Here is a 25,405-nt window from a genome sequence, read left to right on the forward strand (position 1 = left end):
ATTATCCTTATCATATATTTTCTAAATAAAATTGTCAAGGGATAACACAATAAAATACAACATTTTTTAAAGCGTAATCATATTTAAAACTTTATATCTGTTCTATAAACCAAAAATACTATTAAATCTCTTCCAACATTTTTAAATGGACAGAACAATTTCATAGTGAAAATGATAGAATATTTTTTAATAACTCTGAATACTGTTTCACAAAAAATAGACCAATTTCTTGATCTACTTTACTTTATATTAATTTCTAAAAATTTAATTTTGGTCATGATTTGGTCATGATTTGGTCAAAAAAACAAAAAATACTAAATTATTTTAAAAAATTAACTTGTGATAATTGCCTTAAAACAAACACTTTGCATATTCTTTGCTTTTCTTTACATTACTTAAAATGCCCCTATTCATAATCTCTTAAATTCCCTGTTTTATACTGTTCAACCAATTCCCATAGATTATGAGTAGTTAAATCTGGTACAAAAATAAATTACTTTTTTAAATGTACTCATAAATTATCCCTTCGTCACTTATCAATTTCCCCCAACTCTCTCAACCGTTCCTGCTCTATCTTCAACATCTCTTTTTCCACCTTGTTCCATTTTCCAAATAGGCATTCGTGTAGAACTTCTGCTGCTGAGATTTGATCTACTTCCGAATTATAAACACACGATTGATCTCTTTGATAAATTTGAATTTGTCTAAAAAGTTTAGCCGTTTCCAACTCTCGTAAGTTATCAACTAAATGTTCTACAATTCCGTCATGGTGCTCTTTGGGAGTCGCTCTTGCTTGACTAGGGTCTATAGCATGGAGCTCCTCATAACGTATCAAGGTACTGAGATAAGACAATTCTGGCTTGGTCGCAATCAGTGCAAGTGAGACTTGATATCCTCTAGTTGCCAATAATTGGGCCGTTTTTCGGGGAACTTCTGTTGTTCTCAAGGTACCCTCGATTAATAAATGATAACCTTTTTTACTCAACTCATCTACAAGATATTCAACCATTTGTCCCGCGAATACTTTTGTATAATCCACACTATCTTTGCCATACTTTTCCTGTAGGCCAAGGTAGTTCGGATGAAAAGAGCGATAACTATCCCCATCAATGATAATGATATTACCTTGAAATTCCCTTTGTTTAATACGATGAATCGTTGTTTTCCCAGCACCACTCTGTCCACCGAGCAAAATAGCCTTAGGATGAGATGAGGTTGTTTTTCCACGAGTTAAAGAACGGATAAGCCGTTTGGAGGCTTGTTCAAAATTATCTTGACTAAATTCTTCTAGTTTCATTAAGCCACCACCAGATGAGTAGCTTGTTCTAGCATACGTTCAATACCATCCAAATAGCCATTAAATCGCTCTATATCCTCAAAAGTTGAAACAAGATAAATCCTCGTATTAATCAAATCAGACAAATCATCGCTCATTAGAACCCAAGGATTTAAAGTATCATCAAATGCAATTCCTTGTTCATCTTGAAAACGATAAAGTTGCGCTAAGATATTCGCCCCTCGTTCTTTAATCACTTCAATTTTCAGAGTTAATTGATAATCTTCTACTGGTGTGAGCATTTTTTCCTCCCCTACGATATCGATATACGAAACATTAAATTTCTTGCAGATACGATCTATTAATTCTGTCGAAACTCGACTTGTCCCATTTTCATAACGACTCAGACTATTTCTAGAGATACCAACAATCTTTGCAAACTCAGGCTGCGTTAATTTATGTGTTTTACGTAACGTTTTTATATTTTCTCCAATCATGTAACTCCTCCTTTTATTTATTTCTATTATAGCACAAAAAATAAAAACGCACCAATTTTGGTGCGTTTTTATCCAGCTCTAGCTGAATGAATAATTCATCTGTTACATTGTTGGCAAACCAATCATCTAATACAATGGCTTTATCAAATAATCTATCTTATCTATTTTAAAGACAAATTTACCACAAAAACACACTGAGATACTCGTCCCAGTATGTTTATTTCATTTTGGATAACTTCATCAATAAACTTAAGCGTTCATCATTTTTGAGCTCTGATAACAAGCAAATCAACCGCTCATATCCAAGTTCTTTCTTCTGCTTGATTAATGAATTCATCACAGCCACCAAATCCTCTGACGTAAAATTCCTTAAGTAAAGTGTAATATAACTTCCACTATTAGAAAATAGGCTAACATGAATTGCATTATGTTCTTTTTGCCTAATTTTCATTCCTCCTGTAGACTCCCTAATATAAAACTCATACACTGTCTTTTTCGGATAGCAATCAAATGAGTTTTCGAATTCTCTGCGATTTTTATAGAGAATATAGTTAATGAGTGAATAATATTTTAGAAACATAGTTGTTCCCTCCGTAATTGTTTTTATAATTATAGTATGCCTTTTTTTTCAAATTATAAAAATAAAAAATTAAAAAAACTGATAAAGGTATTATTTTCTTCTCAATTTTTTTGTAGTTTTTCCTCTTTCTCTCATCTTTCTTTTTTTTTGCGATTCTGATTTTTTCTGTGTGTTTAGCGTTGACAGGAACGTATGTGTAAGTCACGCTAAACACACAGTACTAGGTAAAAGTGAATAACGTAAAAAAACTTATCCTGATTTTTTTATTTTAAAATTTATGGCATACTAATAATATCAAGATAATTGATTGAGTAGAGACGTAACTAATATAGCTACGTTTTTTATGTTTGAAAGGAGGTAGCTATCGTGGAAACAGTAGGTTTAAGCTGGGTTAGGAAAGAACCAGTTTTGTATTTCATTAACTAAAAAAAAATAAATGTATAGATAATAAAAAAGATGTCAATAGCAGTTTAAAAAAATTTTTTGATCATAACAAAGTAAAAAATCAAAGTATAAAAACTAAAGTAAATAACAAAAGTCTAAAAATCAAATACAAAAACTAGCTTAGCTCAGTCGCTAAATTCAGAGCAATTAAACCTGAAAAAGACTAACAAGAAAAAACAACAGATTTTTATCTGCAAGATGGAACTCTACATTTTATTTGAATTGAGTCAACTTGTCATGTTGTAAAATGACTTGGTTATCTTCTTAGCCATCAATTAAGAAGCGCCCTAAGCAAAGGGAAGATACTACATCAGTGAATATAAGCTTAAGTCACTGCACTACTTCAACTTGAATAAAAAAGACCTTAAGATTTTTCTTAAGATCTTCTTTAAAAGCACATTATCTACTATAGAAAGGAAAGAACTATGGCAAAGAAGAGACGTAGTCGTGCTGATCGACGAAAAGCTAAAGAGAAAGCTAAGAAACAACAGATGGATTCTCTAACTACTTTCGAAGGCCGTAAACAATTCGTCCAATCTAAAGGACTAACTAATCTAGTCACGCGCTTTAAAAAAGGAAAGGGTATCAAGCGAAATGAATCCAAAAAAACGGGAGAGGACATTCATTTAATCCATACCGACCGAACTCTTCATAACTACGCTGGGTCCTGGAGCAGATTTGCTTCCTTTGTTGCCTCAATAACTACTGCCGAAGATTTAGAAGCTCTTGAAAAATCTAACAATATTGAGGGATGGATTGACTTAGTAAATCAATACTTAAAACATTGTAAGAAATTAGGACTTTCTGCTCCAACCCAGTCAACCTATAAAGCAGCATTAGCCAAAGTTTTAGGAGTACCTTCTACCGCTTTTATTGCAACGGATATTCGATATCGAGCCGACAAAAAGAATAATCGTTTGAAGTCTAATGACGACAGGATGTCTGAAGAAACAAATAATCGCTGGTTCTCAATCGTATCTGCCACTGGACTACGAAAAAATGAATTAAAAGCTATTACTGGAGACTCCCTCTACCAACGTGAGGATGGCCAATATTATCTTAAAATTATTGGTAAAAAACATAAATCAAAAGGAGCACGAGATCGTTGGGTTCCGATTATTACGCGAGACAAAGAAGAATTAGAAAGGCTTGTTGAAGAATTTAAACTAGCTGGTAAAAAACGTGTGTTTCAAGTTCCAACTGCTTTAAAACCTCATAAATATCGTGCTGAATACGCAAAACGTCTTTATCTTCTTGTCGCGCGAGATCCCAAAGATATCAAAGATAAAAAAGAAAAAATTTATCTACGAGGCGAATTAAAAGGTGTTGCCCTTGATCGAAAGGCTTGTTTAATTGTATCACGTGCTCTCGGACACAATCGACCAGAAGAATTTCAAAAATCCTACGCCTATAAGTTAATCTCACAAGCAAACTAAGTAACTTTTTCCAAACATTATGATATATCTCTCATTAAAATTAAAAAATTCAACTAAATAAAAATCGTACTGAAAGTATTGATTTCTTTCTTAACATTCTTGTTCTAAACTAAAAAAATTAAAGTAGGTAAAAACCTACTTTTTTTCTTCAAAACCTTGTTACGACGCGTTTTTAAAGCACTCAAAATTGAGTGTTTTTTTGTTTTAAAAAAATTTTTTCACTAAAAAATAAAAAAAACACAGTTTTTAGTGAAGTTCCTGGCATACTAATTATATATGAAAAAAAAAGGGATAAATTGAATTACAAATGCGGTTAAAATAATTTAACTGCTTTTTTCAATCTCTAATACTTCCTAGCATAATTTCAATCAAAAATAATAGTAGAAAGGAAACCTTAAATCATGAAAAGTCAAAATAAACAGATGCATTTAAATGAGAAAGAAATTCAATCTTGTTTTAGTTTTATGAATTCCTTCTGGGGGTTTGATCGCATGGTTTTTAACTTAGGTGAAAAACTAATTGTTGACATTGAAAAACTGATAGAATTCAAAAAAAAGAATCCTCATGAAGTTAAAAAATTTACTCACAATTCAAATCAGATAGAAGATTTAATTATCCAATCAAGGGAATTCGGAAGACTTGAAATTGGAAAAATTTATAAAAAAGAAAGCGGAGATACTGTTAATTATTGCTTACTCCAGCTGAATCATGGAGGTCTAAATTTTGAAACTCTCTCTATTTCAGCAATACGAAAGAAACTAATAAACGTTATAACAGGAATCAAACAGCAAACTGGTATTTGGATTATCCCAACAATTATTAGGGTTCATGAAATGGAAATCGCATTTACATTTGCTACTGATGCGATTATTCATTTTCAAACAAGAAATTTATTATTGAGGAGCTTATCTAATACATCTCAAGTAAATAAAATAGTTTATACAAAATGTTCAACTCCTGATGATCACCATATTCTTTCAAGTAAAAAAAATGAAAACTTGTCGCATGTTCTTTACGATAAAACAGCAAAAGCAGAACATAATAAACAGATTGAATTAAACGTATCTCGTAAATACCGCATCTATAGATACGAAATGACACTGAATGAAAAAAAATTAAAAGTGAATTCAAGACTACTGACTTAGATAAACTACATAATGATCAGCTCTCTTCATTTGTATATAGTGTGATTAAGAAAGGATTATCAAACTTTAAGATAATTGTTCAAACTTCAGTAAGAGATACCCAAAATAAGTTAAAAGAATTGTACGAGGAAAAAGGTAAAGATGGATATATAAAAACATTTTTTGAAACTCAACTAAATCATGCTATGGATTATTTATATCCATTAACATTGGATGAATCTATTTTCTTGTTTATTGATGTATCTGAATTTGTAAATCCAAAAAACTCTGCAAGAACTAAAAAAAATCTTATTAAAGAAAGTAGGAGGAATGACTTAAAAAATGAAAGTTATTTTCTTTCTATTATGATTACATGGCAAGTACTATATCTCTTTCGCTTAATGCTAAATACTCTATCTCTTGTTACTATCCTTGATTTTGGTTGCTACAAGGATAATCAAAATAATGAACTCCTTTCTTTTAAAATCCCTAGTTTTACAAATGAAAAAAAAGATCCATTTTTTAATGAAATTATTCAAAGCAAGGATAAAGACATAGGTTCATTCCTGGATTATTTTTTTAATAAAACTTGGAAAACACATCTACCATTTTAATATAAAGTCTGATTTAAAAAATGGAAAAGTATTGCTACAGCAACGTTTCCCTATTTTTTAAGTCTTCAACCCTTGAAGACTTAAAAAACAAAATACAAACTAAAAAAATTTAAATCTAATAGAAAGAAATAAACGGGACTATTTATGAATTTATTTATTCCAGACGAAGTGATTCGGCAATTTCAATCACTAATATCAGATACTGTTAAGAAAGAACTGGATAAATTTTTGGATATTAATGAAAATACCAATCAATTTTTAAATAAAAAGCAGACTTGTGAATATTTGAATATATCCAACAATACTTTAGACAACTGGATTAAGCAAGGCTTACCTTGCATTAAGGTTGGAAAAACTGTTCGCTTTAGCAAAACAGAAATCAATCGCTGGTTACAAAAGCAGTAGAAATTCTATGGTCATTTGTTATAATGTAACCATGGTATTTTCTAGCTCAATTCAAAAGGAGAATACTATGTCTATTACAAAAACTAAAAACGGAACCTATCGCTTACGTGTTTATATTCGTGAGGAGGTTAAATCTTCGCTAGGTATTGATAAGAAAGTGATTGAAAAACGGTTCAAATCAAGGGATGAAGCAAAAAGATACGAACGAGAACTTCAAAATAAGATTGATAAAATTCTTAGTGGCGGATCTGCTTCATTAGAGAATAGCGGTTCTATTCTCTTTTCGGATTTCTATCAAAACGTTTGGTGGCAATCTTACAAAGCAGGTCAAACTACTTCTGCTGCCAAACCACCATCTCAAGCAACTATAGTTGGAACAGAAATTGCTTTTAGAAAACACATCTTACCCTTACTTGGGAATTATTCAATAGACTTTCTTAATCAAAATAAGCAAGTTGTGCTAAATCTATTGACTCAAAAGGCTGAAGAATATGCAAATTTCAAAGTTATCAGGAGCTACGTTAACTCTATCTTTGACTGGGCAGAAGAATTAGAGTATATCGAAACTAATCGTCTCTCTAAAACCATTAGCCGTATCAAAGCAACTAAGAAAATCAAGCTACAGGAATCTAAAAAAGATGAAGATTTATATCTATCTCAAGAAGAACTTCAAGCATGGTTTACAGCTTTTGAAAAGGATTTAGAGACTGAAAAAATTCTATTCAAAGACTATGTTTTGTTCTATACTACCTTCTTTTTAGGAGATAGAAAGTCAGAGAGCTACGCTTTGCAATGGAAACATATTGATTTCAAAAATCAACAAATTCAATTGGTTCAAGCCTTAGATCGATATAAAAATCGAAAGTCAACTAAAGGGAATAAAAAGACGATTTTTTCGATTCCACAAGAACTTACCGACTTGTTAAATTCTTGGAAGAAGCAACAAAAATCTGAACTGGCTTCATTTAACATCATGCAGACTCCAGAACAGTATGTGTTTACGTACATTGATACAAAGGGAAATGTAAACAGTTGTCTCCATGCTGATTACCTTAACAACAAGATGAAATCTGTTAAGCGTCGTCATCCAGATCTTGCACATGCAACCCCTCATAAATTACGACATACAGGAGCCACACTCGCTAAACAGGCAGGAACCCCTATGGAAGATATTTCTGAAGCACTCACTCACAGTGATACAATTACAACTAAGACTTATGTCAACACTTCAAATGTAATTCCAATGGCTGTTGGAGAAATTGCCTTTCGTAATCTTAAAAAATAATAGTGTGAATTTGGTGTGAAAAGTGGTGTGAATTTTGCTAAAAATAATCAAAAAAACACCCCATGGTGTGAACCATGAAGTGCTTCGAAACGTTGATATAATCGTATTGATTAACGTTTTGAGAATTGTGATGCTTTACGAGCTTTCTTAAGACCTGGCTTCTTACGTTCAACTTTACGTGAGTCACGTGTAAGAAGTCCTGCGCGTTTCAATGAGTCGCGGAAGTCTGGGTCTACTTGAAGAAGGGCACGAGCGATACCGTGACGGATAGCTCCTGATTGACCAGCGTATCCACCACCTACAACGTTAACGAAAACGTCGTATGAACCTACAGTTGAAGTAACTGCGAATGGTTGGTTGATTACAAGACGAAGGTCAGCGTGTGGGATGTACTCTTCAACATCTTTTTTGTTAACAGTGATTTTACCAGTTCCTGGAACAAGGCGAACGCGTGCAACAGCGTTTTTACGACGTCCAGTACCTGCATATTGTGCTTGTGACATACTTTATTGTTCCTTTCCTTAGATAAGTCCTGAAATATCAAGAACTTCTGGTTGTTGTGCAGCGTGAGTGTGCTCAGCTCCAACGAATACTTTCAATTTCATACCTTGAGCGCGGCCAAGAGTATTGTGTGGAAGCATACCTTTAACTGATTTTTCGATCAAACGTACTGCATTTTTAGAACGAAGTTCACCAGCAGAGATTTGTTTCAATCCACCTGGGTGGTTTGAGTGAGTGTAGTAGATCTTATCAGTTGCTTTTTTACCAGTCAATTTAACTTTTTCAGCATTGATAACGATTACGAAGTCACCTGTATCAGTGTGTGGTGTGAATGTTGGTTTGTTTTTTCCGCGAAGTACGCTAGCAACAACTGCTGAAAGGCGTCCAAGAGGTACATCAGTTGCGTCAACAACGTACCATTTGCGTTCTACTTGGCCTGGTTTAGCCATGAATGTAGTTTTGTTCATGATTTCTCCTATATGAATATCGTTTTTGTTTACTGGGCGGATGTTCCGGTCCGCGAGGTATTTGAAAGGTTCCGGGGCCTTACAAATGGGGTAAACAATACCGTCTACTATCATACCAAATTTCACTACTAAAAGTCAATAGATATGAAAAATATTTTTGCCGATTTCAGTGTTTAACATCTAGAAAAACCTCGCTTTTGCGAGGCTTTCCTATTTATAAGCTAAGGCACGTTTAAAGGTTTTCCAGATTCCCAAATCATCTGTTTGAAGGACTAGACTAGCATACATGCGTCCGATAAAGGCTGTTGCAGTGACTGCAAAAACAACCGTTATGGCAAGCGAAATCCAAGCTTCCAGACCACTGGCATACCCATTTATAGCTCTAAATGGCATAAAGAAGGTCGAGATGAAAGGAATATAGGAACCAATTTTCAGAACTAAATTATCCCCAGCAGCACCTAGAGAGGTCACACCGACAAATCCTGCTATAATCAAGATCATCAATGGCGACAAGGCCTTTCCTGAATCCTCAGGGCGAGAAACCATAGAGCCTAGGAAGGCTGCTAAAACAACGTACATAAAGAGACTAACCAAGACAAACAATAAGGTATTGAGTGAGAAAGCCTCTCCTAGATGATTTAAAATTCCAGATTGTGCCAAGATAGGGATATCTTTAAAGAGCAGAATGGCAGCAAGTCCACCCACGACGTAAATGCCAATATGAGTCAAAATCACAAGAAGCAGAGCCAGCATGCGAGCGTAGAAATAATGACTAGCTCGGATACTAGAGAAGACCACCTCCATGATTTTGGTTCCTTTCTCGCTAGCTACTTCCTGAGCAGTGACACTAGCATAGGTAATCAAAATCATATAGAGGAAGAAACCAAGCCCTGCGGCCGCAATGGTTTGAACAATTTTTTTGTTTTCCTTGGATTCATCAATTTTCTCAGTAAAATCAATGGTTTGACTCAGACGTTTTTCCTGTTCTTGAGACAAATTGGCTGCCGAACGATTGAGTTGGTATTGCAGTTCGTTTAACTTATTGGTTACTGCTAGTTTGATACCTGTTTCAAGAGAAGTTTCACCATGATAGACGGCCTTGAGGACGCTGTCCTCTTGGTCAATGGTTAGGTAGCCCTTGATTTTCTCATCCTTGATAGCAGCCTGGGCACTGGCTTCATCCTTATAATCAAAGTTGATACCATTGGTATCCTTGAGCCCTTCTGCTACAGATGGTACAGTTGTTACCACAGCTACCTTGCTATTCTTGGCCATAGAAGACCCTTGGAGAAAGCCGATTCCTACAGATAAGGCTAAAAAGAGGAACGGCGAAATCACCATAAAGAAGAAACTCCACGACTTGACATGTCGAAGATAGGTTTCCTTCATTACAACCCACATATTTCTCATACTTCCACCCCTGATTCTAGTTTAAAGATTTCATCGATTGTTGGAGCTTGCTGGTCAAAGGTCGCGATGTATTGACCTTGAGTGAGGATTGGGAAGAGTTCCCTTCCAGCGCTCTCATCATCGAGGATCAATTTCCAACTACCTTGCTTGGTCAAGCTCACCTGTTTGACGTGAGGAAGACTTTCCAATTCTTCCTTGCTTCGTTCACTTGAAACAAAGAGACGTGTTTTCCCGTATTGATTGCGAACATCCTGAACAGGTCCATGCAAGACCACACGCCCATCACGAATCATCAGGATATCATCGCAAAGCTCCTCGACATTGGTCATAACATGGTCAGAAAAGATAATGATTGCACCGCGCTCTTTCTCTTTCAAGATGACTTGTTTGAGCAACTCGGTATTGACTGGATCTAAACCACTAAAAGGCTCATCCAAGATAATCAAGTCTGGTTCATGGATTAGGGTGATAATCAACTGAATTTTCTGTTGATTCCCTTTTGACAGACTCTTGATTTTGTCGGTCAATTTGCCCTTCACTTCGAGTTTTTCCATCCATTGAGGGAGTTTCTCCTTGACCTCCTTAGCATCCATACCTTTTAGAGTCGCCAAGTAGCGAACTTGTTCAAGGACTGTCAACTTGGGCATGAGACTGCGTTCTTCAGGCAAATAACCTATCCGAGCGTAGGTTTCCTGACGAATATCCTGCCCATCCAGACTGATCTCTCCTTGGTACTCCAAAAATTTCAACATACTGTGGAAAATCGTTGTTTTCCCAGCACCATTTTTTCCGACCAGCCCTAGAATTCGTCCTGGACTTGCCTGAAAATCGACACCAAACAAGACTTGCTTGGAACCGAAACTTTTCTCTAGATTTCTTACTTCTAGCATCTTCCACCTCCGAAATATGTTGCACTTATTATACTCCTTTTTGATAGCCTTTACAACGATTTATGTCCATTTTATCAGATAATAAGTAGCAAAAGTATCCTATCTCTAATAAATTTAAGTGCTTCAGCGATAGCTTTAGTATAACTCATTAAAGACTTTCTGAGATGGCTTCCTCCTCAACTATCGCTTTTCTCTTCTGAACTGTCCTTTTGAAACTAAAAATCCACCCCGAGGGATGGATTTTAGACTATTAACGCACTTCTGCATTCACTTTTTCTTCGAGTGATGCTTGGATTTTTTCCATATAGCGTGCGACTTCTTCGTCTGTTAAGCTATCTTCTGGATTTTGGAAGGTCAAGCTATAGGCCATTGACTTCATGCCAACTCCCAGTTTTTCGCCTGAGAAGACGTCAAAGAGTTTGATATCTGTCAAACGTTTCACGCCTGCAGCTTGGATAGCGTCTATAACTTCTTGATGAGTGACTTCTGCCTTGAGGAGTAGAGCCACGTCACGGCTGACTGCTGGGAATTTGGTGATTTCCACAAATGGAGCAGCTGGTTGAAGGGCAGCTTCAATGGCTGAAAGGTTGAGCTCCGCTACATAAGTTTCTGGGATATCGTAAGCCTTGGCAGTAACTGGATGCACTTGGCCAAGGAAACCAAGAACTTGGTCGCCAAGTGAAATCACGGCCGTACGTCCTGGGTGAAGGCTAGCAATCTCAGCTGTTGCTGTATAAGTCACTTCTAGTCCCAAGCGAGTAAAGAGCGCTTCAAGGATTCCCTTAGCATAGAAGAAATCAACTGGAACTGCTGCTGTTTGGAAGTCTTTTTCTGCAACCAAGCCTGTCAAAGCAAGGGCAAAGCTGTTGATTTCATTTGGTAAATCTTCTTTTGGATTGCCTGTTTGTTCAAAGACTTTTCCAATCTCGTAAAGAGCCAAATTTTTGTTCTTACGAGCCACGTTATAGGCTACTGTATCCAAAATACCTGAGATCATATTTTGGCGGAGGACTGAACGTTCCACAGTCATTGGCCACATGAGTTCTGTAAGGTTACTTGGTTGAGCCGTAAACTCAACTGCTTTTTCAGGCGTTGTCAGAGCGTAGGTGATGATTTCTGTCAAACCTGCTCCTTCAGCGATGGTACGAACTTGACGGCGCAATTTTTGTGTCGCAGTCAATTCACCAGCTGTACCATCATCTTTTGGAAGACTAGTTGGCAAGCGATCATAACCATAGATACGGGCGATTTCTTCAAAGAGGTCCGCTTCGATGGTAATATCCCAACGACGACGAGGTACGCTGACTGTGAAGGCTTCAGCATTTCCAGAAAGTCCAAAGCCAAGACGACGGAAGACATCTTCCACATCAGCATATGAAAGCTCCGTACCAAGGACGCGGTTAACGTCAGCCAGAGTCGAAGAAACTTCTACATCAGAAGTATCAAGCGCTCCTGCTGAAACGATACCCTTACGCACAGTCGCACCTGCAAGTTCCGCAATCATGCTCGCCGCAGCATCAAGGGCTTCGTTAACAGTTGCCACATTGATACCTTTTTCAAAGCGAGAAGATGATTCAGAACGAAGGTTGAGGCGTCCGCTAGTCTTACGGATAGATTTGCCATTGAAAACAGCAGCTTCAAGGACAACACGACTAGATTTTTCAGAGATTTCTGTTGCTTGACCACCCATAACACCTGCAAGAGCTACTGGTTTGTCTGCGACAGTGATGACTAGGTCACTTGTTTCCAACTCACGTTCTTCACCATCCAAGGTCACCAACTTTTCACCAGCACGCGCTTCACGTACACGGATGTCATTTCCTTCAAAGGTATCCAAGTCAAAGGCATGCATTGGTTGGCCAAAGTAGAGTAAGATATAGTTGGTCACATCCACTACGTTGTTGATAGGACGGATACCTTCATTCATAAGAAGATTTTGCAACCATTGTGGACTTGGTGCGATGGTCACATTGTCCAAGATACGAGCAGCATAGTATGGCGCCTTGTCTGTTTCAATCCCTACAGAAAGGGCGTCTGCGGCAGCTTGATCCGTTTCTGCAAGAGAAAACTCTTTAAAGCTAACTGCCTTGTCATAGATAGCTGCCACTTCGTGCGCTACCCCACGCATAGAAAGGGCATCCGCACGGTTTGGTGTGATGGAAAGTTCGATAATTTCATCATCCAAGTCTAGGTAAGAAAAGACTTCCTCACCTGGAACGGCATCTTGAGGCAAGATTTGGATACCATCTGCGAATTCCTTTGGCACAACGGAGTCAGAAATGCCCAACTCACCCAGTGAACAAATCATTCCGAGAGACTCAAGACCGCGGATTTTCCCTTTTTTGATCTTGTAATTGTCCGCGATGCGAGCTCCTGGAAGAGCCACCATGACCTTGATGCCTGCACGCACATTCGGAGCACCACAAACGATTTGACGGGCTTCTTCTTCGCCAACATTAACCTGACAAACATGAAGGTGAGTTTCTGGCACATCTTCGCAAGACAAGACCTCACCGACGACAATTTTTGAGAGACCAGCAGCCGGTGATTCGACACCTTCGACCTCGATCCCTGTAGTTGACATTTTCTCAGCCAACTCTTGTGATGGCACATCAATGTCCACCAATTCTTTTAACCATTTATAAGATACAAGCATAATTCTGATTGTAAGATCCCACCAAGCGGGACCTTTTCAATTCCTTTCTTTTTCTTCGAGTCAGTCCTTACTATTCTCATCGAGAGAAAATGACTAGGACTGTGTTTCAGGTTTCAATCTTATTTAAACTGTTCTGAGAAGCGGACATCGCCTTGGTAGAACCCACGGATATCATTGATTCCGTAACGGAGCATGGCTACACGTTCTTGTCCAAGACCAAAGGCAAATCCAGAGTAAACAGTCGCATCGATACCACTCATTTCAAGGACACGTGGGTGAACCATACCGGCACCCATAATTTCGATCCAACCTGTTTTCTTACATACGTTACATCCTTCTCCACCACACTTGAAGCAGGAAACATCCACTTCAACAGATGGCTCTGTGAATGGGAAATAAGATGGACGCAGACGGATCTGACGCTCTTCACCGAACATCTTTTGGACAATCAACTGAAGCGTTCCTTGAAGGTCAGCCATAGAGATATTTTTCCCAACAACCAAGCCTTCGATTTGGTGGAACTGGTGACTGTGAGTCGCATCGTCCGTATCACGACGGAATACACGCCCCGGTGAGATCATCTTCAAAGGACCTTTTGAAAAATCATGAGCATCCATAGCACGCGCCTGAACAGGAGATGTGTGAGTACGGAGCAAGATTTCTTCTGTGATATAGAAAGTGTCCTGCATATCACGAGCTGGGTGGTCTTTTGGAAGGTTCATACGCTCGAAGTTGTAATAATCTTTCTCAACTTCAAATCCATCTACGACTTGGTAACCCATCCCGATGAAGATATCTTCGATTTCTTCACTAGTTTGTGTGAGGACGTGACGGTAACCTGTCGCAACTGGGCGACCTGGAAGCGTAACGTCGATACTCTCACTTGCTAGTTGAGCTTCCACTTTCTTTTCTTCCAAGAGCTTAGCTGTTTCTTCAAAGGCAGCTGTCAAAACATCACGCGCTTCGTTGACGTGTTTTCCAATAACAGGGCGCATTTCTGCAGAAACGTCTTTCATCCCTTTAAGGATTTCAGTAAGCGAACCCTTTTTACCAAGGACAGAGACGCGCAATTCTTGCATCTCTTTTTTATTTTCAGCAGTAATCTGCTTCAAGCTAGCTAGCGTCTCTTCACGAAGCGCTTTTAATTGTTCTTCAATAGTTGACATAATTCCTCCATCAGTCTCTCGTAGATAAAAAGAAAACCACATGCCAAAAACTCCACTCGGAGCGTTGACACGCGGTACCATCCGTTTTCATCTGACAAGTCAGACCTTCATTTCTAAATCCATGCGCAAGTGAATTCACCCAACTTTCGTATAGAGAGCTTGCAGTCACGGCTCTCCTCCCTGATATACTTCCCTTGAGTTACTAGTCTTGCGGATTTCTATTCAATTACTACTTAGTTTATCAGATTTTTAGTTAAAAAACAAGTTAGATTAGACTAATTTCAATATAAAAAGGAACAAGACACAATGCATTACCTATTTGTAGGATCTGTTTCACCTGCTTTCCTTTTCAATAAAAGAGTTGCTGCTTGATTAAAACCATCACACCAGTTATACCATTTTGCTTCATACTCATCTTGAGATACGATATGATTTTTTAAATCCAGAACAGAGTAAATCTTTCTTTCCTCACAAGCTTGCGCATAGAGATAATACAGTTCATCGCCACCATCTCTATCCCACTTAGCAGAAATCGTATCCCTACCTGCCAATAAAGCCTGATAAGCCCTGTGATGCCCGTCTGTAATCAACAAGCAGTCTCCGAATGCAAGAACACTGATTGGAGCAACATTGATTATTTCTACCGACTGATAAAGCATCTGGATATCTTGTAACTTCTTTTCTGATAAGTATAGTTGAGTCGGATGGAGATCTGTTATATTGACTTTCATTTCTTTTTCCTCAAAGGAATTTGATGCTCACTTCTGCTTGCCTTTAAATCGCCATTGGAAGCGAAGCTTGTCATAGAAAGGAAATTCGATAAACAAGACCCCCAAACCCACACAGAAACTGGCAAGAACATCTGATGGGTAGTGAACTCCCAGATAGACCCGAGATAGCAACACACTGACTAGGTAGAAGCCAAGGACGATTTGCACAATTTTTTTCCAAACCGGATCTTTAATCCGTTGACTGAGAATGACAATCAAAGTCCCTACCATCAGAGTCACTGCCAGAGAATGGCCACTTGGAAAAGAAAATCCCCTCTCCTCTACCAAGTGTAAAATAGCTGGCCGTGGGCGCTGGTAGATATTTTTAAAGGTCACGATTAAAAGACCGGCTAAGGCTAGATTACCCGCCATGAAGTAGCTTTCTATCTTCCACTGCTTACGATAAAAGATAAAGGCTGCAATGGCAACCCAGGTAATGATTACTGGGATATCAATCAAATGCGTAAGGGCTCGGAACAGAACTGTCAAATAATCTGGCAAGTCCCCACGAAGAACAGTCTGAAGCGGTTGATCAAAACCGACCAGCGTTTCGGGGTAAAACTTGACCATATAGCCAAGAAGGACGAAAAGTAAAAGGGCAAAACTGCCCTTCATTAAAAATGTTTGTTTATCTCTCATAATATTTTAAGGTTGGTTTCAAGAGGACGTATAACAACCAGAATGAAACGGAAAAGATTACACCCTCAATCAAGTTGAAAGGTAATACCATGGTCATCAAGTAGTTAGAAAGTCCTATAATTTCTCTAATATCAAAGTTGGCAAACTGCGCGTATAAAGGAACCGCATAGACATAGTTGAGAACCAACATGGCAGAAGTCAATCCAATAGTTCCCGCTAGAGATGCCAGTAGAAAACGAAGAGTGCTGCGTTCCTTTTTCCAAATCAAACCAAAAGCGATAACAAAAACTCCCAAGGCTACGATATTCATTGGCAAGCCAATGTAAGTGTTCACTCCTTGGCTATTCAGAAGCAACTTCAAGAGTGATCGTAGCAAGAGAATCCCGAGAGCAGCAGGCAAATCCATCACTACCAAGCCCACAAGGACTGGCAAGATACTAAACTCGATCTTGAGGAAGGTCGCCGCTGGCAAGAGCGGAAAGTCAAAGTACATCAGCACAAATGAAATGGCTGATAAAATCGCAATGGTCGAAATTCGACGTGTGTTTGTCATAACAGGTTCCTCCAATTTTCTATAAAATCAGAAGAAGTTGGAAAGGATCCCTCTATCTATTCTCACTTTTTATATCCCAAAAGTTCCCTCTCACTCTTTTGAGCAAGCGGTTGCAATTCATCTATAAACTCATTAGAACAGACAAAGCCATTCTTTCGTCTTCTCCCATCCAGACTATACTGTCGGTTGTGGAATCGCACCACATCAGCTTGCGCTCGCGGACTTCTTTAACTAAGATATTTTGGATTAATCTAGGCGTCGCAGTCGAAGATAATACTTAAGTATATCGAGACAAGACAACGAAGAGAAAGCCAAAATAGCTAGTTAAAGTCACCGCCGGTCGGGAATCTCACCCAGCCCTGAAGACCTTTTAATCATAACAAAAAACGCTTGCAAGTGCAAGCATTTTGATTATTTCAATTTATCTGCTTCATAGGTGTGAACAAGCTCAAGACCTGCAAAATTCTGCTGACGGAGCGCTTCATAGACAATCATGCATACGGTATTGGAAACATTGAGGCTGCGAACATGCTCATCGTTCATAGGAATACGGAGAGCTTTCTCAGGATGTTCTCGCATAAAGTCCTCAGGCAAGCCCTTGTCTTCACGTCCAAAGAGAAAATAATGATCCCAACCACTTGCCAAATCTGCTTCAGAATAGACCTTTTCCGCAAATTTTGAAATCAGATAGAGTTTACCCTTCATCTGAGACATGAAATCTTCCAAACTGTCATAAAAATAAATCTCAAGCTTATCCCAGTAGTCCAAACCAGCCCGCTTCATCTTCCGATCATCAATCGGAAATCCCATCGGTTTGATGATGTGGAGGGGAGAATTGGTCGCAGCGCAAGTACGCGCAATGTTACCTGTATTTTGTGGAATCTGAGGTTCAAATAATACAATGTGATTTGTCATGACGGGTTTCCTTTTATCATTGCAAAAAAATAGCCACACTGCCCGGAGTCAAGCTCAGCAAACAGCGTGGTTAAGGCGTCGTTAACTTACCTCACAACAGGTTTGAAGTAAATCAGCGAAACTACTTCCTTAGTATAACACTTTCAGAATCATTGTCAATAGAAATGACTTGATTTTTTTACTTTTTTTGATGATATTTTCATGTTTGGTCATTCCCTTTCTGAAAAGGTATAGTAAAAGAGCCAAATCACTTCAAATCGGAGACATCGTTATAGAAATTAAGCAAATGTATCTTCAAAACGTGAAAAAGGCCTTTCTTCCCTTAAAAATCGCCTTAGCAAGTGCATTTTTTGCTAAAAAAGGGTATGATAGTTACATCATGAAAAAGTAGGTTTTTTATATGAAAATTGTCCTCGTTGGTGGAGGGAAAGTTGGTTTCGCCCTCTGTCGTTCACTGGTTGCAGAAAACCATGACGTTGTCCTCATCGAACAAGATGAGGCTGTCCTCAATCACATTGTCAGTCGCTATGATATCATAGGTCTCCTTGGAAATGGGGCTGACTTTGCCATCTTGGAGCAAGCCAGTGTTCAAGAGTGCGATATCTTTATCGCCCTAACCGAACACGATGAAGTGAATATGATTTCAGCGGTACTTGCTAAAAAAATGGGCGCTAAAGAAACCATCGTTCGGGTTCGAAATCCTGAATACTCTAATGCCTATTTTAAAGAGAAAAATATTCTTGGATTTTCACTTATTGTTAATCCAGAGCTCCTGGCAGCGCGTGCGATCTCAAATATCATTGATTTCCCTAATGCCCTCTCTGTCGAACGATTTGCTGGAGGTCGGGTCAGTCTCATGGAGTTTGTTGTCAAGGATTCTAGCGGTCTTTGTCAAATGCCAATCTCTGACTTCCGTAGAAAGTTTGGGAATGTCATTGTCTGTGCTATGGAGAGAGATCATCAACTGATGATTCCAAGCGGTGATGTTATTATCCAAGACAAGGATAGGATTTTTGTTACAGGAAATCGCGTAGATATGATGCTTTTCCATAACTATTTTAAATCTCGTGCAGTGAAAAGCTTGCTTATCGTTGGAGCTGGAAAGATCGCTTATTATCTACTCGGCATTTTAAAAGACAGTCGCATTGATACCAAGGTCATCGAGATCAATCCTGAAAGAGCTCGTTTCTTCAGTGAAAAGTTCCCCAATCTCTATATTGTCCAAGGAGATGGAACTGCAAAAGACATTTTGCTGGAAGAAAGTGCTCCCCACTATGATGCAGTCGCAACCTTGACTGGGGTTGATGAGGAAAATATCATCACCTCAATGTTTCTTGACCGAGTTGGTGTCCATAAGAATATCACCAAGGTCAACCGAACAAGCCTTCTAGAGATTATCCACGCGCCTGATTTTTCGAGTATCATCACACCAAAAAGCATCGCAGTGGATACCATTATGCACTTTATCCGTGGTCGAGTAAACGCTCAGTATTCAGACCTTCAAGCCATGCACCATCTCGCAAACGGTCAAATTGAAACTCTCCAATTCCAAATCAAGGAAGCTAATAAAATGACTGCCAAACCTCTATCACAGTTGAAATTGAAAAAAGGGGTTCTCATCGCAGCCATTATCCGAAAAGGAAAAACAATCTTCCCTACTGGAGAGGATATGCTTGAGGTGGGAGACAAGTTACTCGTGACGACCTTATTGCCAAACATCACCAAAATTTATGATTTGATTGAGAGGTAAAAAATGAATAAAAGTATGATTCGTTACCTCCTCTCAAAACTACTCTTGATTGAGGCTGTTCTTCTCCTAGTCCCTGTTAGTGTAGCGATCTATTACCAAGAATCCAGTCAAGTATTTATCGCTCTCTTTTCTACGATTGGAATTTTAGTCCTTCTCGGTGGTCTAGGCGTTTTACGGAAACCGAAAAATCAACGGATTTATGCCAAGGAAGGAGTCTTAATTGTTGCCCTCTGTTGGATTCTCTGGTCTTTCTTTGGTGGCTTACCTTTTGTCTTTTCAGGACAAATCCCCAGCATCATCGATGCCTTCTTTGAAATCAGTTCTGGATTTACGACTACAGGAGCAACTATTCTGAACGATGTTTCCGTTCTCACTCGTTCCCTCCTCTTCTGGCGAAGTTTCACCCACTTGATCGGAGGGATGGGGGTACTCGTCTTTGCACTTGCCATTATGGACAATGCCAAGAATAGTCACTTGGAGGTGATGAAGGCTGAGGTCCCTGGACCTGTCTTTGGCAAGGTCGTATCCAAGCTAAAAAACACTGCCCAGATTCTCTATCTGCTTTATCTAGCTCTCTTCTCCCTTTTTGTGGTTATCTACTACCTAGCAGGTATGCCTCTCTATGATAGTTTTGTCATCGCTATGGGAACGGCAGGAACTGGGGGCTTTACCGTCTATAACGACGGAATTGCCCACTATGGTAGCTCACTCATCACCTATCTAGTTAGTATCGGAGTGTTGGTTTTTGGGGTTAACTTCAATCTCTACTACTACCTCATGCTCCGTCGGGTTAAGGCTTTCTTTGGAGATGAAGAACTACGATCATATATCATCATTGTCCTAGTTTCTACCGGCTTGATTACGCTTAATACACTCCACCTCTATCAAGGTGTCTCTAAGAGTGTTGAAATGGCCTTCTTCCAGGTTTCCAATATCATCACGACAACAGGTTTTGGTTACGGAGATATTACCAACTGGCCCCTCTTCTCCCAATTTATCCTCCTCTTCCTCATGGGAATCGGTGGATCAGCAGGCTCAACTGCAGGTGGTCTTAAGGTGATCAGAGGACTTATCCTCTCTAAAATCGCAAAAAATCAGATTTTGTCCACTTTATCCCCTCACCGTGTTTTGACTCTACACGTCAATAAAACTGTGATTGATAAGGATACCCAGCACAAAATTCTTAAATATTTTGCTATCTATATGATGATTATTCTCTCTCTCATCTTTATCGTCAGTCTTGATAGCAATGATTTTCTAGTCGTGACCAGTGCGGTCTTCAGCTGTTTTAACAATATCGGACCTATTCTAGGTACAACCTCGAGTTTTGCCATCTTTAGTCCTATCTCTAAAATCCTCCTCTCCTTTGCAATGATTGCAGGTCGCTTAGAGATATACCCCATTTTGCTACTCTTTATGAAACGCACTTGGTCTAAACGCTAATGATAATACAATCCCCCTTTTACAAGTTCGTAGAAGGGGAATTTTTCTATTAAAAAGGAGAAGACCTTTCGGTCCTCTCCTAATTTGTTTATTCTTTAAGAGCTTTCTTGTAACGAGCAAGTTCTGCTTGATTGGCCCAAACATAGTGACCTGGACGAATTTCTACCATAGATGGCTTGTCGGTCTCATAGTCATGTTGGTCAGGATCGTAAACTTTCAAGACCTTCTTGCGTTCCAAGATTGGATCTGGAATCGGTACAGCAGATAGAAGTGCTTGAGTGTATGGGTGAACAGGATTGTTAAACAACTCCTCTGTCTCCGCCACTTCGACAATAACTCCCTTATAGATAACCGCGATACGATCTGAGATAAAGCGAACAACTGACAAGTCATGCGCGATAAAGAGATAGGTCAAGCCCAACTCTTTTTGGAACTTCTTGAGCAAGTTTAAGACTTGCGCACGCACTGATACGTCCAAGGCTGAAATTGGTTCATCCGCAATAACGAAATCAGGTTCCATCACAAGGGCACGGGCAATCCCGATACGCTGGCGCTGACCACCAGAAAACTCATGTGGATAACGGGTCAAGTGTTCTTTCAAAAGTCCAACTTCATGAATCATCTTTTGAACTTTTTCTTTTCGATCCTCTTCATCTTTAAACAAGTGGTAGTTGTAAAGACCTTCAGAGATGATATAGTCAACTGTCGCACGCTCATTCAAGCTAGCTGCAGGGTCCTGGAAAATCATCTGGATACGACGGATCAAGTCTGATGATTCCTTATGAGATTTTTTTCCATTAATCTTATGACCATCAAAGATGATCTCACCTTTACTAGTATTATTTAAACCAATAATGGCACGACCAATCGTTGTTTTCCCACTACCAGACTCACCAACAAGAGAGAAAGTTTCTCCCTTGTTGATAAAGAAGTTGGCGTTTTTAACCGCGACAAACTTCTTACTTCCTTCACCGAAGGAAATTTCTAAATCTTTAATTTCTACTAATTTTTCAGACATTTCCTTCCTCCTAGTCTTCTAGATGAGCAAAGCCCATTTTATCACGAATCTTGTCATGCAAATCTGCAATGACTCCAGGTTTTTCAACTTTAGGAGCATTCTCATGAAGCAACCAAGTCTTAGCCCAATGGGTATCACTAACTGAAAACTGAGGTGCTTTCTGTTCAAAGTCAATTTGCATCGCATAATCTGAACGAAGGGCAAAGGCATCACCTTTCAACTCAGTATAAAGAGACGGTGGTGTTCCAGGGATAGAGTACAATTCCCCTTTATCGTCAGCAAGCTGAGGCAAGCTAGACAAGAGACTCCAAGTATATGGATGACGTGGATCGTAGAAGACTTCCTCAACAGTACCGTATTCTACAATTTCACCAGCATACATAACCGCTACCTTATCGGCAATACTTGCTACCACACCAAGGTCATGGGTGATAAAGATAATGGTAAAGTGGTACTCATTTTGCAAGGTTTTAAGCAAATCAATGATTTGCGCTTGAATGGTAACGTCAAGGGCCGTTGTTGGCTCGTCACAGATCAAGATATCTGGACGACAGGCAAGGGCAATCGCAATAACGATACGTTGGCGCATCCCTCCAGAATATTGGAAAGGATACTCTTCAAAACGTTTTTCAGCATCTGGGATTCCGACCTTGTTCATATAGTCGATTGCCATCTCTTTGGCTTCCTTAGCTGTTTTCCCTTGGTGTTTAATGATAACTTCAGTGATTTGGCTACCGATTGTATTGATTGGGTCCAAACTTGTCATAGGGTCTTGGAAGATAGTCGCAATTTTAGCACCACGAATCTTCTCCCATTCCTTGTTAGAAGTTAGAGCGGTCAAGTCTTGTCCACGATAGTCGATGCTTCCTTGGGCAATACGTCCATTGTCTTCTAACATCCCTGTAAAGGTTTTTGTTAAAACAGATTTACCAGAACCGGACTCACCTACCAAGGCCAGAACTTCTCCTTCAATCAAGTCTAGAGAAACTCCTCGGATAGCCGTCAGAACTTTGTCACGAACGTCAAATTCCACGACAATATCACGAGCAGTCAAAATTACATCTTTTCCTTTTATCATGTCTACTCCTATCTATGTGTACGTGGATCACTAGCATCCGCTAGGTTTTGACCAACAACGAAAAGAGATAGGGATACCAAGATCAAGGTTGTCAACGGAATCCAGAATAAGTAAGCGTTGGTCGTAACGTTTTGTGAGTAATCTGAGATCAAACGTCCCAAACTTGGCACTGTTACAGGCAATCCCAATCCAAAGAAGGAAAGGAAGGCTTCATAAGAGATGAAGCTTGGCAACATCAAGGTCATTGTAGAAACAATAACAGATACCAATTGTGGCATGATGTTTTTAACGATGATTTTAAAGGTTGGCGTTCCAAGTGTTTGAGAAGCAAGGTTGTATTCCAAGTCACGGTAACGCATGATTTGGATACGAATCATATAAGCAATCCCAATCCAAGTTGTCACACTCATGGCAAAAATCAGATTCCAAAAACCAGCACCGATTGAGTAAGTCAAGACAATGACAATCAAGAGAGATGGAATGTTTGAAATAATGTTATAAACTTCCATCATGACACGGTCTACAGATTTTGAAATTCCCCAGATTCCACCAACAATAACCCCAATTACAAGGTTGATAAAAGTGGCAATTACAGAGATAAGAATTGAATTACGCGCACCAAACCAAACCCCATCAAACAAGGATTTACCATTGCTATCTGTACCAAACCAATGTTCAGCATTGGGCTTGATAAAACGAGCACTAAAGTCATTGACCTTACTTACATCGTTGAAATCAAAATCGGAGAACATTGGGTAAATAAAGCTCATCAAGATAATGGCAACCAAAATTCCTAGCATAAAGACGGTTGATTTTTTCTTTAGAAATTGTCTAAATACAGAACCCCAGTATGAATAGGCAGGAGCATCAATTGTTTCAGAGGCAAAATCGTCACGTTTTACGAACTGAAATTTTTCTTTATCAATTGTTGACATTATTTGCCTCCTTTCTCTGTCAATTTAATACGTGGGTCAAGCATGGTCATCCAGATATCTCCTACAAAGAGTGAGAAGATAGAAATACACGTGAAGATGAAGACAAGACCAACTACCATTGAGTTGTTTGATGCCTTAACAGAGTCAATCAACATTTTACCCATACCTGGGAAAGCGAAGACTGTTTCTGTCAATGTTGCACCACCGATAACCCCGATTACGGCACCAGGAATACCTGAAACCAAAGGAACCATGGCATTTTTAAAGATGTGTTTATTTGAAATTTCTTTTTCAGACAAACCTTTTGCACGAGCAAAACGAACGAAGTCCTGAGATTGCAAGTCGATCATGTAACGACGAATCCAGATAGCTGTACTTGGCGCACCCAACAAACCTAGAATAACTGCTGGTAAGACATAAGAACGCCAATCTCCAGCCCCCAAGATAGGGAATGAGTCAGGCAGACCAATTGATGATCCAATCAAACGCACGATGTAAACCAAGGCAATCGTTGGAAGTGCAAGCAAGAAGGTTAGAGCACCTGTCGAGAAGCTATCAATCCAAGTATTCTTGTGGCGAGCCATAGCAGATCCAAGTGGAATCGCAATCGCATACGAAATAATCAAACCAATCAAACCAGCAACCGCTGAGCTTGCGATCATTGATGGGTATTGATAATTGCTTTCTGTAGCTGTATATGGATCATCTTTACCATAGTTGGCTACTTCACGCGCATCTGCTTGACTTGGAGATTTGTAGGTACGAGAGTAAATATCTACAGACGAAGTCTTTTTACCTGTAGGGAATTGAACTTCTGATGTCTTAGTTTGTCCCTGACCTTGTGTGATAACTTGAAGCACTGGTGTGTTTGCATAAGTTGGGTAAGAGTCCCCCAAGTTAATGTTCACAAAGTTTTGGTGTACAAATGGGAATTGATTGTTGAAATACAAAAGGTATTTGTGTTTTGTACCTGAACCAACCAATGACCAACCGATAGCAGGGTCATTTTCAAAACGAAGATAACGTTGCAAGTTTGGATTTTCAGGATCTTGAATCTTGTTTGGATGATCAATATCAATCAAGTTGGAATAGAATTTGAAAACACGTTCAAAAATTGGAATTTCACGCGTAGCATAGAATTGACCACTTTCTGAGAATACACCTAACGTCCAACCATTTCCTAGTTGGTTGATGTATTTTTCATAGATCGCCTTATTTGTATCATTGGCATCTACTGTTACAGATGAATCCATCGTGCTAGCTCTTTCTTGCAACTCTTTGGTATCGTAGTACTCGATATAGCCCATCCGCTCATAAACGGTATTTTCATAATTGTCCCGTTTATCTGGCGTCGTTGCAATCTTGTTATAGTTGGTATCCTGCTTGAAAATCAATTTCCGAGGAACCATCGTATAAATAATTGTGTAAGTCAAAGTTGTCACCAAGAAAATAGACAACAATGAACGCAGTACACGCATAAAAATATATTTCTTCATATCGTTTCCTTTTAAAATCCCAAAAGAACCTTCTCCTCATGGAGAGAAAGTTCTCTT

At 38.9% G+C, this 25,405-nt stretch carries 24 protein-coding genes and 1 riboswitch; of the genes, 7 read left to right on the forward strand and 17 right to left on the reverse strand.

Features of this window, described 5'->3' with window-relative positions; all coding sequences use genetic code 11:
* Positions 1 to 529: 529 nt before the first annotated feature.
* The 3 genes from pezT to ACT17O_RS09145 form a co-directional block, all read right to left on the reverse strand.
* On the reverse strand, positions 530 to 1,297 hold the full coding sequence (gene pezT / locus ACT17O_RS09135; protein WP_000762940.1) for a type II toxin-antitoxin system toxin PezT: 768 nt from the start codon (positions 1,295 to 1,297) through the stop codon (positions 530 to 532).
* Positions 1,297 to 1,773: a type II toxin-antitoxin system antitoxin PezA gene (pezA, locus tag ACT17O_RS09140; RefSeq protein WP_000578854.1), complete on the reverse strand. Its 477-nt coding sequence runs from the start codon at positions 1,771 to 1,773 to the stop codon at positions 1,297 to 1,299. The genes pezT and pezA overlap by 1 nt, the downstream gene beginning before the upstream one ends.
* 217 nt (positions 1,774 to 1,990) lie before the next feature.
* Positions 1,991 to 2,224, reverse strand: coding sequence for a hypothetical protein (locus ACT17O_RS09145; protein ID WP_235097106.1), 234 nt, complete (start codon positions 2,222 to 2,224; stop codon positions 1,991 to 1,993).
* Positions 2,225 to 3,222: 998 nt separating this feature from the next.
* Between ACT17O_RS09145 and ACT17O_RS09150 the strand changes: the two genes are divergently transcribed.
* From ACT17O_RS09150 to ACT17O_RS09170, 5 genes are all read left to right on the forward strand, one after another.
* Positions 3,223 to 4,233 (forward strand): site-specific integrase, encoded by a 1,011-nt coding sequence (locus ACT17O_RS09150; protein ID WP_001085615.1) that lies wholly within the window; start codon positions 3,223 to 3,225, stop codon positions 4,231 to 4,233.
* 401 nt (positions 4,234 to 4,634) lie between these two features.
* Complete coding sequence (locus tag ACT17O_RS09155) at positions 4,635 to 5,378, forward strand: hypothetical protein (protein WP_235097107.1); 744 nt, start codon at positions 4,635 to 4,637, stop codon at positions 5,376 to 5,378.
* Positions 5,379 to 5,419: 41 nt separating this feature from the next.
* Entirely contained in the window at positions 5,420 to 5,971 is a 552-nt protein-coding gene (locus ACT17O_RS09160; RefSeq protein WP_239665336.1) for a hypothetical protein, read from the forward strand.
* A gap of 144 nt (positions 5,972 to 6,115) precedes the next feature.
* Positions 6,116 to 6,376, forward strand: a complete 261-nt coding sequence (locus ACT17O_RS09165) for a helix-turn-helix domain-containing protein (RefSeq protein ID WP_041784047.1) — start codon at positions 6,116 to 6,118, stop codon at positions 6,374 to 6,376.
* 67 nt (positions 6,377 to 6,443) lie between these two features.
* Complete coding sequence (locus ACT17O_RS09170) at positions 6,444 to 7,661, forward strand: site-specific integrase (RefSeq protein WP_049478365.1); 1,218 nt, start codon at positions 6,444 to 6,446, stop codon at positions 7,659 to 7,661.
* A 110-nt stretch (positions 7,662 to 7,771) separates the two neighbouring features.
* Here the strand turns inward: ACT17O_RS09170 and rpsI are convergent, their stop codons facing one another.
* The 10 genes from rpsI to ACT17O_RS09220 all read right to left on the reverse strand — a co-directional run bounded on the left by rpsI (position 7,772) and on the right by ACT17O_RS09220 (position 17,628).
* Positions 7,772 to 8,164, reverse strand: coding sequence for a 30S ribosomal protein S9 (gene rpsI / locus ACT17O_RS09175; RefSeq protein ID WP_000075973.1), 393 nt, complete (start codon positions 8,162 to 8,164; stop codon positions 7,772 to 7,774).
* Between the two features lie 18 nt (positions 8,165 to 8,182).
* Positions 8,183 to 8,629 carry a 50S ribosomal protein L13 gene (gene rplM, locus ACT17O_RS09180; protein ID WP_001044624.1) on the reverse strand — a complete coding sequence of 149 codons (447 nt, stop codon included), beginning with the start codon at positions 8,627 to 8,629 and terminating at the stop codon, positions 8,183 to 8,185.
* A gap of 210 nt (positions 8,630 to 8,839) precedes the next feature.
* Positions 8,840 to 10,039 carry an ABC transporter permease gene (locus ACT17O_RS09185; RefSeq protein WP_444817453.1) on the reverse strand — a complete coding sequence of 400 codons (1,200 nt, stop codon included), beginning with the start codon at positions 10,037 to 10,039 and terminating at the stop codon, positions 8,840 to 8,842.
* On the reverse strand, positions 10,036 to 10,929 hold the full coding sequence (locus ACT17O_RS09190; protein WP_084944074.1) for an ABC transporter ATP-binding protein: 894 nt from the start codon (positions 10,927 to 10,929) through the stop codon (positions 10,036 to 10,038). The genes ACT17O_RS09185 and ACT17O_RS09190 overlap by 4 nt, the downstream gene beginning before the upstream one ends.
* A 250-nt stretch (positions 10,930 to 11,179) precedes the next feature.
* Entirely contained in the window at positions 11,180 to 13,585 is a 2,406-nt protein-coding gene (gene pheT / locus ACT17O_RS09195) for a phenylalanine--tRNA ligase subunit beta (protein WP_444817454.1), read from the reverse strand.
* A gap of 119 nt (positions 13,586 to 13,704) precedes the next feature.
* Positions 13,705 to 14,751, reverse strand: a complete 1,047-nt coding sequence (gene pheS / locus ACT17O_RS09200; RefSeq protein WP_444817455.1) for a phenylalanine--tRNA ligase subunit alpha — start codon at positions 14,749 to 14,751, stop codon at positions 13,705 to 13,707.
* A 311-nt stretch (positions 14,752 to 15,062) separates the two neighbouring features.
* Positions 15,063 to 15,482, reverse strand: a complete 420-nt coding sequence (locus ACT17O_RS09205) for a hypothetical protein (RefSeq protein ID WP_000867351.1) — start codon at positions 15,480 to 15,482, stop codon at positions 15,063 to 15,065.
* A gap of 27 nt (positions 15,483 to 15,509) precedes the next feature.
* The gene (locus tag ACT17O_RS09210; RefSeq protein WP_033587277.1) at positions 15,510 to 16,160 is read right to left on the reverse strand and encodes a phosphatase PAP2 family protein; all 651 of its coding nucleotides are present in this window, start codon (positions 16,158 to 16,160) and stop codon (positions 15,510 to 15,512) included.
* Positions 16,150 to 16,713 (reverse strand): ECF transporter S component, encoded by a 564-nt coding sequence (locus ACT17O_RS09215; protein WP_000185812.1) that lies wholly within the window; start codon positions 16,711 to 16,713, stop codon positions 16,150 to 16,152. Before ACT17O_RS09215 ends, ACT17O_RS09210 begins: the two co-directional genes overlap by 11 nt.
* Positions 16,714 to 16,866: 153 nt before the next feature.
* Positions 16,867 to 17,084: riboswitch (FMN riboswitch) on the reverse strand.
* A gap of 40 nt (positions 17,085 to 17,124) precedes the next feature.
* The gene (locus tag ACT17O_RS09220; RefSeq protein WP_000181365.1) at positions 17,125 to 17,628 is read right to left on the reverse strand and encodes a tRNA (cytidine(34)-2'-O)-methyltransferase; all 504 of its coding nucleotides are present in this window, start codon (positions 17,626 to 17,628) and stop codon (positions 17,125 to 17,127) included.
* Between the two features lie 400 nt (positions 17,629 to 18,028).
* Between ACT17O_RS09220 and trkA the strand changes: the two genes are divergently transcribed.
* Together trkA and ACT17O_RS09230 are read left to right on the forward strand one after the other, a co-directional pair.
* Positions 18,029 to 19,378 carry a Trk system potassium transporter TrkA gene (gene trkA / locus ACT17O_RS09225; protein ID WP_000706815.1) on the forward strand — a complete coding sequence of 450 codons (1,350 nt, stop codon included), beginning with the start codon at positions 18,029 to 18,031 and terminating at the stop codon, positions 19,376 to 19,378.
* 3 nt (positions 19,379 to 19,381) lie between these two features.
* A complete protein-coding gene (locus ACT17O_RS09230) occupies positions 19,382 to 20,821 on the forward strand; it encodes a TrkH family potassium uptake protein (RefSeq protein WP_444817456.1) in 1,440 nt (479 codons plus the stop codon).
* An 88-nt stretch (positions 20,822 to 20,909) separates the two neighbouring features.
* Here ACT17O_RS09230 and ACT17O_RS09235 read toward each other — a convergent pair whose 3' ends face one another.
* From ACT17O_RS09235 to ACT17O_RS09250, 4 genes are read right to left on the reverse strand one after another with little or no spacing between them, the layout of a single operon-like run.
* Positions 20,910 to 21,839 carry an ATP-binding cassette domain-containing protein gene (locus tag ACT17O_RS09235; RefSeq protein WP_001291308.1) on the reverse strand — a complete coding sequence of 310 codons (930 nt, stop codon included), beginning with the start codon at positions 21,837 to 21,839 and terminating at the stop codon, positions 20,910 to 20,912.
* Between the two features lie 10 nt (positions 21,840 to 21,849).
* Complete coding sequence (locus ACT17O_RS09240) at positions 21,850 to 22,917, reverse strand: ABC transporter ATP-binding protein (protein ID WP_070837407.1); 1,068 nt, start codon at positions 22,915 to 22,917, stop codon at positions 21,850 to 21,852.
* Positions 22,918 to 22,925: 8 nt separating this feature from the next.
* Positions 22,926 to 23,852, reverse strand: coding sequence for an oligopeptide ABC transporter permease OppC (gene oppC, locus ACT17O_RS09245; RefSeq protein ID WP_000103692.1), 927 nt, complete (start codon positions 23,850 to 23,852; stop codon positions 22,926 to 22,928).
* On the reverse strand, positions 23,852 to 25,348 hold the full coding sequence (locus ACT17O_RS09250; protein ID WP_000759894.1) for an ABC transporter permease: 1,497 nt from the start codon (positions 25,346 to 25,348) through the stop codon (positions 23,852 to 23,854). Before ACT17O_RS09250 ends, oppC begins: the two co-directional genes overlap by 1 nt.
* Between the last annotated feature and the right edge of the window lie 57 nt (positions 25,349 to 25,405).

Source organism: Streptococcus sp. HJ1, from assembly GCF_052399005.1.
In the GTDB taxonomy this organism is placed as follows: domain Bacteria; phylum Bacillota; class Bacilli; order Lactobacillales; family Streptococcaceae; genus Streptococcus.